This is a genomic window from Azonexus sp. (genome assembly GCF_030824335.1).
GTDB lineage: Bacteria > Pseudomonadota > Gammaproteobacteria > Burkholderiales > Rhodocyclaceae > Azonexus.
In genome coordinates, this window is the sequence record NZ_JAVBXX010000018.1 from 35365 (window position 1) to 48608 (window position 13244).

Below are 13244 nucleotides of genomic sequence, written 5' to 3' on the forward strand. Positions count from 1 at the left end.
GAAAAATCCATGATCCCGGAGAGTTTCATCCAGGATCTGCTGGCCCGGGTCGACATCGTCGACCTGGTGGACAGCTACGTGCCGCTGAAAAAAGCAGGCGCCAACTACGCTGCCTGCTGCCCCTTCCATAACGAAAAATCCCCGTCCTTCACGGTCAGCCCGACCAAGCAGTTCTACCACTGCTTCGGCTGCGGCGCCCACGGCACGGCCATCGGCTTCGTCATGGAATACCAGGGCATCGGCTTTGTCGACGCCATCAAGGACCTGGCCAGCCGTGCCGGCATGCAGGTACCGGAAAGCGAAGGCCGTTCCTTTGCCGACGAAAAACCCGGACAAACCCGAGCGCTGATCGAAATCATGGCGCAGGCCACCCAGTACTACAAGGACCAGCTCAAGCGCTCGCCGAAAGCCATCGAATATTGCAAGAAACGCGGGTTGACCGGAGAAATCGCCGCCCGCTACGGCATGGGCTACGCACCCGATGGATGGCAGAACCTGCAGGAAATTTTCCCGGATTACAACGCCGAAGAATTGAAGGTAGCCGGCCTGGTCATCGAGAACGAAGCCGGCCGGCGCTACGACCGTTTCCGCGATCGCCTGATGATCCCGATCATCAACCCGAAAGGCGACATCATCGCCTTCGGCGGGCGCGTCATCGACCAGGGCGAGCCAAAGTACCTGAACTCACCGGAAACCCCGCTCTTCGAAAAAGGCCGCGAACTCTTCGGCCTGCCCCAGGCTCGCCAGAGCCTGCGCGAGACCAATACAGTCATCGTCACCGAAGGCTACATGGACGTCATCGCGCTGGCGCAGAATGGCGTCGGCAACGCCGTCGCTACGCTCGGCACGGCCACCACCGCAACGCATGTGCAAAAACTGCTGCGCCAGGTCGACCGCATCGTCTTCTGCTTCGACGGCGACAATGCCGGCCGAAAAGCCGCCTGGCGCGCGCTGGAAAACGCACTGGAAGCGCTGGTCGACAACAAGCAGATCGGTTTCATCTTCCTGCCCGCCGAGCACGACCCGGACAGCTTCATCCGCGAATTCGGCAAAGCGGAATTCGACCGCCAGGTCATCCAGGCCATGCCGCTATCGGATTTCCTGCTGCGCGAACTGGCCCAGCGCTGCGACCTGACCAGCTCCGAAGGCAAGGCCAAGCTGATCTACGAAGCCAAACCCCTGCTGCTCAAGCTGCCGACGCCATTGCTACGCCTGCAACTGGTCAAACGCCTGGCCGAAGCCAGCGGTTTCGTTCAAACCGAAGTCGAACGCCTGTGCGAACTGAAATCCTACGCACCCGCCGCCCCGGTCCGCGCCAAACGCAGCGCACCGTCGCTGACCAAAAACCTGCTGCGCATCGTGCTGCACAAACCCGTACTTGCTGCCGAACTTCCCGGCGAACTTTTGCCGGACACCCCGGAGCGGCCAGCCCTGCTGCGTTTGCAGCAACTGGTCCGGGCCGGCTCTGGGATTCAGAACTACGCCGCCTTGCGCGAACAGTTACGCGGGCTGCCGGAAGAACAAATGATCGAATCTGCCGCATCGGAACTTCTCAGCCTGCCGTTTGACGAAGGTGAAGCCGATGCCGAATTTCACGCAACGGTAGGAAAGCTGCGCGATAGTGGGCAGATGCGCGTATTTGCCGACCTGCAGGCAAAAGCACAACAATTCGGCGTAGCCGGCCTGTCGGCCGCTGAAAAACAGGCCTACATCCAGCTACTCTCCAGCCGGGGAAATCGTAGCTAAGCTGTGGTAAAATTTATGGTTTTCTCCAATTACATGGATCGTGTTCATGGCTAAGGCAAAAGACATCGCTAAGGAAGCACCCAAGGCTCGCATCAGCAAAGCCAAGGAAAAGGCTGCCGAAAAGGCGCTGCTCGAAGGCGCGATGGCAGAAACCCCGCAACCGCTCGACGCCGAAGCGCGCAAGATGCGCCTGAAGGCGCTGATCAAGCTGGGCAAGGAACGCGGTTACCTGACCTACGCTGAAATCAACGACCACCTGCCCGATGACGTGGTCGATGCGGAGAGTATCGAAGCGATCATCTCCACCTTCAGCGAAATGAGTATCCAGGTCTTCGACGAAGCCCCGGCTGCCGAAGACCTGCTGATGTCGGACACCGCCGCTGCCGCCACCGACGATGAAGAAGTCGAAGCGCAAGCCGAACAGGCCCTGTCCACGGTCGACTCCGAATTTGGTCGCACCACCGACCCGGTGCGCATGTACATGCGTGAAATGGGTTCGGTCGAGTTGCTGACCCGCGAAGGCGAAATCGAAATCGCCAAGCGTATCGAAGAAGGCCTGAAACACATGATCCAGGCCATTTCGGCCTGCCCGACCACGATCACTGACATTCTCGAAGTCGCCGCCAAGGTTGAAGCCGATGAAATGCGCATCGATGAACTGATCGACGGCCTGATCGATCCGAATGCCGTCGAGCAGGAACCGGCACCGGAAGTAGCCAGTTCAGGCGACGAAGACGAAGAGGACGAAGAGGACGAAGAAGATGCCGACGAAGGTGGCGGTGCCGCAGCCGCTTCCTTGCTACAACTGAAGACCGAAGGCATCGAACGCTTCCAGGCCATCCGGGCAATTCACGCCAAGATGCAAAAAATGCTGGGCAGCAAGGGCTCGCAGGACAAGGCCTACCTCAAGTTGCAGCAGCAACTGTCCGACGAACTGATGAACATCCGTTTCACGTCGCGCAGCATCGAACGCCTGTGCGACAGCGTCCGCAGCATGGTTGAGGAAGTCCGCGGCTGTGAACGAAAAATCCAGCAAATCTGCGTTGACCGCGTGCGTATGCCGCGTCCGCACTTTATTCAGTCGTTCCCGGGCAACGAAATCAATATCGACTGGGTCGATGCGGAAATCGCCGCTGCGCCGAAGACCTACGTCGCCATCCTGACGCGCTGCGCACCGGACATCCAGGAAGAACAGCGCAAGCTGCTCGCCCTGCAGGAACGCATCGGCATTCCCTTGAAGGAACTCAAGGAAATCAACAAGCAGATGTCCACCGGCGAAGCCAAGGCCCGCCGCGCCAAACGCGAAATGACCGAAGCCAACCTGCGTCTGGTTATCTCGATTGCCAAGAAATACACCAACCGCGGCCTGCAGTTCCTTGACCTGATCCAGGAAGGCAACATCGGTCTGATGAAGGCGGTGGACAAGTTCGAATACCGTCGCGGCTACAAGTTCTCGACCTACGCCACGTGGTGGATCCGCCAAGCCATCACCCGCTCCATCGCTGACCAGGCGCGGACCATCCGTATCCCGGTGCACATGATCGAGACAATCAACAAGATGAACCGGATCAGCCGCCAGATTCTGCAGGAAACCGGGGCAGAACCCGATCCGGCGACCCTGGCCAAGAAGATGGACATGCCGGAAGACAAGATCCGCAAGATCATGAAGATTTCCAAGGAGCCCATCTCCATGGAAACCCCGATCGGCGACGACGACGACTCCCACCTCGGCGACTTTATCGAAGACTCCGGCACCCTTGCCCCAGCCGATGCAGCAATGTTCTCCAGCCTGCGCGGCGTGACCAAGGACATTCTGGATAGCCTGACCACGAGGGAAGCCAAGGTCCTGCGCATGCGTTTCGGTATTGAAATGAACACTGACCATACGCTGGAAGAAGTCGGCAAACAGTTCGACGTCACCCGCGAACGCATCCGCCAGATCGAAGCCAAGGCCCTGCGCAAGCTGCGTCACCCGAGCCGCTCGGACAAGCTGCGCAGCTTCCTCGACCCGACCGGCAACTAAGCTTTCCGGGCCCGTAGCTCAGTTGGTTAGAGCAGAGGACTCATAATCCTTTGGTCCACGGTTCAAGTCCGTGCGGGCCCACCAATATAAAAGCCATCCTCCGGGGTGGCTTTTGTCTGACTTATTCAACAGTTGAACGTCCATGTCTAATAGCCAGAACCTAGTCCTGATCAATACCAACTTCGGGCCTGTCACGATCGAGCTCTACCCCGATCAGGCGCCGACGACTGTGGCCAATTTCCTGCAATACGTCGACAGCAACTTTTACGACGGAACGCTTTTCCATCGGGTCATTGATCAATTCATGATCCAGGGTGGTGGCCTGACTCAGTCTTTTCAACAAAAGACGACCTACGCGCCCATTTTGCTGGAGTCCAACACCGGACTGGAAAATGACCGGGGCACCGTTGCAATGGCCAGAACCAATACGGCCAACTCTGCGACATCCCAGTTTTTCATCAACACCGTAGACAATCCCTTCCTGAATTATCAAAGCGCCAGCAGCCCCGGCTACGCCGTGTTCGGCACGGTAGTCGATGGCATGGACGTGGTCGACAGCATTTCCGACACGCAAACCATAACGGCAAGAATCAACGGAACGATCTACCAGAACTTTCCTTACCCGACCCTGGTCACGATTTTCAGCGCTGATCGTTACACGCTGGCCGACGCCTTGCTACCGACCACGCACACAACAACGATCAACGAATACGGCGTCACGATAGCGACCTACACAGGAAGCCGCCTCAGCTACGGGATCAAGGCAAAAGACACGGGGCTGACGGTGACCAGGATCGATGGCCTGCACAGCGGAGAAGTCTTGCCTGACATTCACCGGCTGGCATTTACCGACAAAAAAATGGCGTTCGACCTCGCACCCGCAGAAAACGCTGGAAAAGCCGCATTGTTCATCGGTTCAATCGCCGACAATTTTTTGAATGCACCCACTGCGGTCGGCACGATTCTTTCCCTGTTCGATCAAGGCAAAAGCCTGATCGATGTCAGTCAGATGGCGATTGACCTTGGGCTGACCGAGTCACTGGCGGGCTCCAGAAGCAATGCCGATCTGGCAAAGCTGCTGTACAAAAACATCATTGGCGCAGAAGCCAGCAACGAAATCGCCAACGCCCTGGCTGCAAATATGCAGGGAAGCGGCGGCTCGCTGAGCCAGGCTGAGTTTCTCGCCAGTGCCGCCATGCTGGATCTGAATCAGCAACAGATTGGACTGATCGGGCTGCAAAGCACGGGTCTGGAATACGCATGAACATCCGTCTTGCTGCCGAGAAAAACCTGAATTCGCCGCAGCAATAGCCAGAAAGCAAAGCTCGCGGGCCCGGATTTTGGCTTCGGTATATAATCACGGGTTACCGGCTATCAATAAAAACACTACAGAAGTGTTGGAGTTTTGAACGCGCACACACGCTTTTTTCGCTCCGGCAATCCTTTAGACCACGGCCAAAACCCGTGCGGCCTCACCAATTCAATCCATGCGCCAGCCCGAAACAGCCGGGAATGCAGGTGCATTAACCTGATGGAGACTCACCATGTTCCCTGAATACCGTGATCTGATTACCCAACTCAAAACAAGCGACCGCCATTTCGTGACCGTTTTCGACAAGCACAACGAACTGGATCAGAAGATCAAGAATATCGAAGCGCACATTGAACCAGGCACGCACGACGAGATCGAGCGTCTGAAAAAAGAAAAGCTGGCACTCAAGGACGAGGTGTACAACTTGCTCAAAAAAGCCGCTACCGCCTGACTTCCACTGCCGCACGGTGTTGCACCGTGCGGCGTGAATACCACTTGCAGAACCGCCTGAGATGCTGACCCGACCACTCGGCCTGCTGGCTGTCGCACTGCTCTGGCTGCTGCACTTTCTCCCACTGCCGCTGCTGGCCACCATCGGCCGAGGCTTGGGCGCCCTGCTTTACCTGCTAGCCCGGCAGCGACGAAAAGTCGTCGACATCAATCTCGGCCTGTGTTTTCCCGAGATTTCTGCGGTCGACCGCAAAATTCTGGCAAAAACCCATTTTTCCCTGCTCGGCCGTAGCCTGATCGAGCGCAGCATATTCTGGTGGTCCAGCCCGCAACGGATCCAGCGCATCGTCAAGATTTCCGGTGAAGAGCGAATCACCGCAGCACTTGCCGCCGATCGCCCGGTAATCCTGCTGGCACCGCATTTTCTCGGGCTCGATGCCGGCGGCAGCGCGATCACCATGCGCTTCGACATCGTCAGCATTTATTCCGAGCAAACCAACCCGATATTCAATCGCGTCCTGTTCAAGGGACGTAGCCGCTTCGGCAATCAATTACTGCTGTCGCGCCAGGATGGCGTACGGGCAACCATCAAGGCGATGAAGTCGGGGCGCCCTTTCTATTACCTGCCCGATCTCAACCCGAGACGGCGCGATGCCGTGTTTGTCCCGTTCTTCGGCATCCAGACTGCCACGATTACCGGCCTGCCCCGCCTGGCCAAGGCGGCTGACGCGTTGGTCCTGCCATGCATCACCCGCATGCTGCCAGGTAGCGAAGGTTATGCGGTTTCGATTGGTGAGGCCTGGGAAGCGTTTCCCGGCAGCGACCCGGTCGCGGATGCCGCCCGGATGAATGCCTGGATCGAAGCCGAAATACGCAAGATGCCCAGCCAGTATTATTGGGTGCACCGCCGCTTCAAGACCCGGCCACCCGGCCAGAGCAAGCTCTACTGACTACACCAGGGACCCGACCATGCTTGAGCCGATCAGCACACCAATTTCCAGCATTCCGAATGACTTTGACGGATGGTGGAATGCGCCCGGCACATGGGTAGAGGAACCCAACCAGAGGCGCTCAGGCTGGAGCGGCATGATTACCTCGCGTTTTGCTGATGCGCTGTTCTATATCAAAAGACAGAACAACCACCTCTACCGCAGCTTGCAACATCCGTTTGGCATGCCAACCACCAGCCGGGAATACGCCAACCTTCTCCTGCTGGCATCCTTGGGCATCAAGGTTCCTGAACCGGTTTTTCATGGCTGGAGAAAAACCCCGGACGGGTTTGCCGGCATCCTGGTCACCCGCGAACTGACCGGTTTCCGGGCAATCTCCGAAGCGGCAGATTTTTCAGCCGAGAGAAAAAAATCCCTCGCCAGCGCTACCGGCAAAACACTCGGGAAAATGCACCGAAAATATTTGCAACACAGTTGCCTCTACCCCCAGCACATCATGTTTCGCTGGCAGGACGAGACGCCTGAAATTGCCTTGATCGATCTGGAAAAGCTGCACCGGGCCTACCTGCCCTGGCGGGCTGCCGGACACGATCTTGATCAGCTTTATCGCCACCAGAAGCTCTGGAACCAGGAAGCCTGGGACGATCTTCTCAAGGCCCATGCAGCCACGTCCGGCACCTAAGAAATCCCGAGCAGGTATACTCCCGAATTCGGCTGAACGTCGCCTGCCCTCAGCCAGGCTTCCACACAAGAGATAATCACTTTGGCTCTGACCATACTTGGACTTTCCGGCGCACTGACCCATGACCCGTCAGCCGCCCTCTACATCGATGGCAAACTCGTTGCCGCGGCGGAAGAAGAACGCTTCGTCCGCGACAAGCATGCGAAAAACCGCATGCCTTATGAATCGGCGCGTTTCTGCCTGGACTTCGCCGGCATCAAGCCGAAGGATGTCACTGCCGTCGCCATTCCCTTCGCCCCGATCAGTCTGGCCGACAAGGCCCGCTGGCAATATGCCAAGCGCTACTGGTATGCACCGGATCGCGCCCTCGACGCCCTGCTCGATGGCAACCGCCGCTTCAAGCGCTACAAAAAACGCATCGAGTGGTGTCTGCAGCAGCTCGGTTTCGACCTCACCAAGACCGAGATCATTCCGGTCGAACACCACCTGACGCACGCCTCCAGCGCCTACCACTGCTCCGGCTTCACGGAAAAAACGGCGATCCTCGGCATCGACGGCAAGGGCGAATACGCCACCACCTTCTTCGGCTATGGCGAGAACGGCAAGATCCACAAGATCAAGGAGTTCTACGATCCGGATTCGCTCGGCGGCCTGTACGGCGCGATCACCGAATACCTCGGCTTCGAGATGCTCGACGGCGAATACAAGGTGATGGGCATGGCGCCCTACGGCGACCCGACGAAATACGACTTCTCGCGTCTGGCGAAATTCGAGAATGGCGAACTGATCGTCAATACCGACTACGCCAACGTAATCGGTTTCCGCCGTTACAAGGAAAAGGGCAAGGGTTACTACTTCTCGCCCAAGCTGATCGAATGGCTGGGCCCGATGCGCCACGGCGATATCGCCGATGACCCGTACATCCACTACGCGGCGAGCATGCAGAAGCTGTTCGAGGATCTGGCACTGCAAATGATGGATTACTACCTCGGCGACATCCTCAAGGAAACCGGCAAGCTGGCCTTCGCCGGCGGCGGTGCGTTGAACGTCAAGCTGAACCAGAAGATCATCGCCCGCCCGGAATTGAAGGAACTGTTCGTCCAGCCGGCCTCCGGCGACGCCGGCACCGCCATCGGTGCCGCCGCCTACGTCTCGGTCGAGCGCGGCGTGCCGGTCGAGAAGATGGAACACGTCTACCTCGGCCCGCAATACAGCAACGAGGACGTCATCGCTGCCTGTGCCCGCCATCCGGCCAAGCCGAAATACGAAGTCATCGCCAATGGGGATAGCGCCGTCCCCGAACGCATCGCGCAAATTCTCGCCGATGGGAATCCGGTTGCCTGGTTCCAGGGCCGGATGGAATTCGGCCCGCGCGCCTTGGGTGGCCGCTCCATCGTCGGCTGCCCGAGCGCCCCCGGCGTCGCCGACCGGATTAACGAGCAGATCAAGTTCCGTGAGCGCTGGCGCCCTTTCTGCCCGAGCATGCTCGACACCGTCGGCCCGCAAATGCTCGGCAAGGATCACCCAGCCCCGTTCATGACCTTCACCTTCGAAGTGGCCGAAGAATGGAAAACCCGCGTGCCAGAAGTCGTCCATGAAGACGGCACCTCACGCGCCCAGGTGCTCAAGCGCGAATACAACCCGCGTTACTACGACCTGATGAAGGAAATGGAAAAACTCACTGGCAATGGCGTCGTGCTCAACACCTCGCTGAACCGCCGCGGCGAACCGATGATCTGCTCGCCGACCGATGCGCTGAACATGTTCTTCGGCTCGGATCTTGAATACCTGGTAATGCAGGACATTCTGGTCTGCAAAAATGCGGTTTCAGCAGGGTAGACCGTGGAAAAACGCTGGATTCTGCAATTCTGCCACTGCCATTACGGGCCTTTTCTGGACGTTGCGCGTCAATACGCCGCACTGTTCAAAGACCGCCCGTACAAGGTGCTGACAGTTTATCTGACGGGAGAAGACACCCCGGAAGCCCGCGCCGGATCAGCCTCGGATGACGTGATTTTCCTCGGTTTCAAAAGTCGCCAGGTCAGCGGGCTGAAATGGCAAGCCATCCAGGCGCTGCGCAAAATCCTGCAATCCCGCGATTTTTCACTGATCATCGCCCACCGTTTCAAGCCCATCTATATCGCCTGCCTGGCCGGCAAACTGCCGGTCATTGGCGTACACCACGCGTTCGGCGACTACGACCGCGCACCACGACGCTGGTTTGCCCATGCCTTCCGCCAAAGATTGATGCTGCTTGGCGTCTCCGATGCCGTGCGGGACGACCTTCGCCGCTGCCTGCCAAACTGGCCGGCCGAGCGCATTGCAACGCTCTACAACCGAATCGACATCGCCGCCGTACAAGGCGAACAAATATCCAGAGAAGCCGCACGTGCCACGCTGGGGCTGGCACTGGATGCTTTCGTCGTGGGTAACGTCGGACGCCTGCACCCGGACAAGGATCAGGCCACCTTGATTCGTGGCTTTGCCCAAGCCTTGCCCCGACTCCCGGCCAACGCCAGGCTGGTCATCGTGGGCGAGGGTGAGCTTGAGTCCGAACTGAAAGCGCTCGCCCACCAACTCGGGATCACGGAACACGTAGATTTCCTCGGTCAGGTGGCTCATGCCAGGCGCTATTTCCGGGCTTTCGACATCTTTGCCTTGAGTTCGGATCACGAACCGTTCGGCATGGTCTTGCTGGAAGCCATGGCGGCAAACGTTCCGCTGGTTTCAACAAACTGCGGCGGCGCCCGCGAAATCGTCGAGGGATTGGGACAGCTATTTACTCTCGGCAACGCCGAGCAACTGGCTGAAGCGTTGACCACCACAGCGAACACCCGCCAAACCAAGTTGCACGACGCCGGCGAGCGCTTGCAGACGCTGTTCAGCGACCAGGCGGCAGCAAGCTCTTTCTGGCTGCGCCTTGCTGCCGCCAGACTGCCAAATCTGGCGCAAGCCGTCTGAGCAAAAGTCCCGGAATTCAAGCCATCATCCATGTCGAACACACCCCAGCAGTCCACCACGATTGACCTCATCATTCTGAGCCTGGCCAGTAACCCAGCGTTGCGCCAGGTCACCGAGAATTGCCTGGTCAGCTTGCGGGCATCGGAAACGCAGCATCCAGATATTGTCTTGAATATTGTCGTTATCGAATCCTGCCCGGATGCCCCGCCATACGAAGGGGCCAATGTTCAAACCATTTATCCGGGCATTCCGTTTGGTTACCACACCTACATGAATCTGGGCATCAAGATGACACATGCCCCGTACATCTGTCTGTGCAACAACGATCTGATCTTTCACCCCGACTGGGCGAAAGAACTCCTGGATGCCTTTGCTCAAGACGAAAAATTGCAGAGTGCCAGCCCGCTCTGTTCAATCCACCATCCGACGGTTGGCCTCTTGCCCGCTTCCGGTTTGCACTACGGCTATGGCATTCGCCGCGAAATCGCCGGCTGGTGTTTATGCTTCAAGCGCAGCATGCTGGAAATCACAGGACCGCTGGATGAGCAATTTCGCTTCTGGTTTGCCGATAATGACTACGCAAAAACGCTGGAAAAACATGCCTTGCCCCATGCGTTGGTCACTTCATCCATCGTCGATCACGTAGAGAGCAAAACACTGAAGACCCAGAGTCGCGTACGGCAACGCTTGTTGACCAAGAAAGCAAAACTCGACTTTGACCGGAAATGGAATGGTCTGCATGGCTTGCGCTACGCCCGCAAGCTGATTTCGTTCTACCTCAAACTGTGCTTGCTGCCCTTCAAGGCAAAAAAAGACTCATGAGCTGGTTAAAACGTTTTTTAAGAAAGCATCGGCGACGCTCGCCGGCAGACCCGTCGAAACCGCTGGTCTATCGCCGAGGCAACAGCCCCATTGAAATTGGGCGCTACACCTATGGTCATGAGCAACTGAAAATCCGTCAGTGGAAGGAAGGTGCCGCCCTGAGCATCGGCAGCTTTTGCTCGATTGCCGATGCAATACAGATATTTCTTGGTGGCAATCACCGGACCGACTGGATGAGCACCTTTCCTTTCGGCCATGTCTTCCCGGAAGCCTTCGGCGCCGACAAGGTTGCCGGCAATCCGGCAACCCGTGGCGACGTCAGGATCGGCCACGATGTCTGGATAGGCTCAGGGGCCACCATCATGTCGGGCGTGACGATTGGCGATGGTGCGGTCATTGGCGCCAATGCAATGATCGTCAAGGACGTTCCCCCTTACCATATCGCACTGGGTTGCCCGGCAGACAGGATCAAACCCCGTTTCGAGCAGGGCATCATCGATCTGTTACTGCAACTGAAATGGTGGGAGCTGGAAGAATCCGCCATCCGCGAGATCAAAGACACACTGTGCACACCGCCCAGCCATGAGGTACTGGCTGAATTGATTCGCAAATTTCGCTGATCTGCGCCATGTGGTCACCTTTCGCCAGTTTTCAACGTAAACACCAACTGAAAATACACGGCATCAAGCTAGGGTTTGCCGTATCACGCCTGCGCGCGGGAAAAATGTGGCTGGAGCCAGGGGTTTCCATCAGCAATGCGACACTTGCCATACAAACGCTATGTATCGGCACCCGAACCTATCTGCGCAGCGGGTGCGACTTGTCGAATATTGCGTCGATTGGCCGTTTCTGTTCAATCGGCAACGACGTGATTCTCGGGCAGGAACGCAGCGGCCATCCGCTGGACTGGGTGAGTACGCATCCTTTTCAGCACGAACGGCCGGAACGTCATTACCAGCACGTCGCCTCGGCAACCGAAATCGGCAACGATGTCTGGATTGGCCGCGAAGCCATCGTGATGGAAGGTGTACGGATTGGCAGCGGCGCGGTCATTGGCGCCCGCGCCGTCGTAACCCGCGATGTCCCGCCCTATGCCGTGGTCGTCGGGATGCCCGCCCGTATCATTCGCTATCGACACTCGGCCGAAATCATCGACAAATTACTCAAAAGTGAATGGTGGACCCTGCCAATCGAATTTCTGCAATCCGCCCCGCTTGAATCACCGACGCTTTTTCTCGAATACCTCAGCAAACACCCCGGGATCGAAACGGCACAATATCCATGCATCGAACTGACCAAAACCCGGTGCCGACTTCTTTCTCCCAGCGAGCGAATAGCCAAATGAAAGTCCTGTTTCTGGTACAAAAAGAACAGCGGGTCATTCTGGATCGACTCTACAACAGCATTCAGCAACACTCGGAGTGCGACATTCGCTGGCTGGATCGCGACGAACAGGCCAATCTGCGGCGCTACTTTGCCAAGCACGTCGATACCAGTGCATACGACCGGATTCTGTTTTTCCTGCGCTTCAAACAGGAAATCAGGCAAGTCAGTTTCATTCGCAGCGTGCCCAACCTGGTCATTCTCGAACACGATGCCTATCAGAACTACATCACCTGCAAATACACAGGCCGCTTCTCCGGGCATTATCGGCAACTTCCCTGGGCACGCATCATCAGTTCGGGATTCGATGTCACCGAACGACTACGCCATGAAGGTTTCGATGCCGTATTTGTCCCCAAAGGCTACGACCAGACCCTGCTGCGGGACCTCGGTCAACCGCGCGATATCGAACTGGCCTTCGTCGGCAGCGTCAACAGCGTCGCCTACAGTGGCCGCAAAGCCCTGCTGGACGAACTCTCCCAAGTCGAAAACCTGCTGGTCACGCGGACGAAATCCGGGGACGACTACCTGAACACATTGAATCGCATTCGCTTTTTTGTCAGTGCAGATGTCGGCATGGGCGAGTACATGATCAAGAACTTTGAAGCCATGGCCTGCGGCTGCGTTCTTTTTGCCTTCAATCAGGGTGAGTCCGAGAATCAAGCACTGGGCTTTATCGACATGCAAAATATCGTGCTCTATCGCGATATTGCCGAACTGCGCAGCAAGCTCGATATTTTGCGCAAAGCCCCGGAGACAGCACACCAAATCGCCCAAAGCGGACGAGCGCTGGCTGAATCAAGCTACAGTTTTTACCAACTGGGCCAGGAAATCGTCAAGGCCATGGCGCCACCGCTTCGCCCCCATCCCGCCCCGGGGTGGTTGACGACACTGCGCAATCGTTGGGGCATTTGA

General features: G+C 57.5%; 12 protein-coding genes and 1 tRNA gene. All 13 read left to right on the forward strand.

Features of this window, described 5'->3' with window-relative positions; genetic code table 11:
- Window positions 1–9: 9 nt before the first annotated feature.
- Window positions 10–1746: a DNA primase gene (gene dnaG / locus RCI20_RS11930; RefSeq protein ID WP_306605783.1), complete on the forward strand. Its 1737-nt coding sequence runs from the start codon at window positions 10–12 to the stop codon at window positions 1744–1746.
- 46 nt (window positions 1747–1792) lie between these two features.
- Window positions 1793–3769 (forward strand): RNA polymerase sigma factor RpoD, encoded by a 1977-nt coding sequence (gene rpoD, locus RCI20_RS11935; RefSeq protein ID WP_373691519.1) that lies wholly within the window; start codon window positions 1793–1795, stop codon window positions 3767–3769.
- A gap of 7 nt (window positions 3770–3776) precedes the next feature.
- Window positions 3777–3853: transfer RNA gene (locus tag RCI20_RS11940), tRNA-Ile, on the forward strand.
- A 58-nt stretch (window positions 3854–3911) separates the two neighbouring features.
- Window positions 3912–5033: a peptidylprolyl isomerase gene (locus tag RCI20_RS11945; RefSeq protein ID WP_306605787.1), complete on the forward strand. Its 1122-nt coding sequence runs from the start codon at window positions 3912–3914 to the stop codon at window positions 5031–5033.
- Window positions 5034–5313: 280 nt separating this feature from the next.
- A complete protein-coding gene (locus tag RCI20_RS11950; protein ID WP_306605789.1) occupies window positions 5314–5532 on the forward strand; it encodes a YdcH family protein in 219 nt (72 codons plus the stop codon).
- 61 nt (window positions 5533–5593) lie between these two features.
- Window positions 5594–6481, forward strand: a complete 888-nt coding sequence (locus tag RCI20_RS11955) for a lysophospholipid acyltransferase family protein (RefSeq protein WP_306605791.1) — start codon at window positions 5594–5596, stop codon at window positions 6479–6481.
- A gap of 19 nt (window positions 6482–6500) precedes the next feature.
- On the forward strand, window positions 6501–7163 hold the full coding sequence (locus RCI20_RS11960; RefSeq protein WP_306605793.1) for a lipopolysaccharide kinase InaA family protein: 663 nt from the start codon (window positions 6501–6503) through the stop codon (window positions 7161–7163).
- An 81-nt stretch (window positions 7164–7244) separates the two neighbouring features.
- Window positions 7245–9002, forward strand: a complete 1758-nt coding sequence (locus RCI20_RS11965) for a carbamoyltransferase (protein ID WP_306605796.1) — start codon at window positions 7245–7247, stop codon at window positions 9000–9002.
- A 3-nt stretch (window positions 9003–9005) separates the two neighbouring features.
- Window positions 9006–10124, forward strand: a complete 1119-nt coding sequence (locus RCI20_RS11970; RefSeq protein ID WP_306605798.1) for a glycosyltransferase — start codon at window positions 9006–9008, stop codon at window positions 10122–10124.
- A gap of 30 nt (window positions 10125–10154) precedes the next feature.
- Complete coding sequence (locus RCI20_RS11975) at window positions 10155–10946, forward strand: glycosyltransferase family 2 protein (RefSeq protein WP_306605801.1); 792 nt, start codon at window positions 10155–10157, stop codon at window positions 10944–10946.
- Window positions 10943–11566: a CatB-related O-acetyltransferase gene (locus tag RCI20_RS11980; RefSeq protein WP_306605803.1), complete on the forward strand. Its 624-nt coding sequence runs from the start codon at window positions 10943–10945 to the stop codon at window positions 11564–11566. The genes RCI20_RS11975 and RCI20_RS11980 overlap by 4 nt, the downstream gene beginning before the upstream one ends.
- An 8-nt stretch (window positions 11567–11574) precedes the next feature.
- On the forward strand, window positions 11575–12291 hold the full coding sequence (locus RCI20_RS11985) for a CatB-related O-acetyltransferase (RefSeq protein WP_306605806.1): 717 nt from the start codon (window positions 11575–11577) through the stop codon (window positions 12289–12291).
- A complete protein-coding gene (locus tag RCI20_RS11990; RefSeq protein ID WP_306605807.1) occupies window positions 12288–13244 on the forward strand; it encodes a glycosyltransferase in 957 nt (318 codons plus the stop codon). Before RCI20_RS11985 ends, RCI20_RS11990 begins: the two co-directional genes overlap by 4 nt.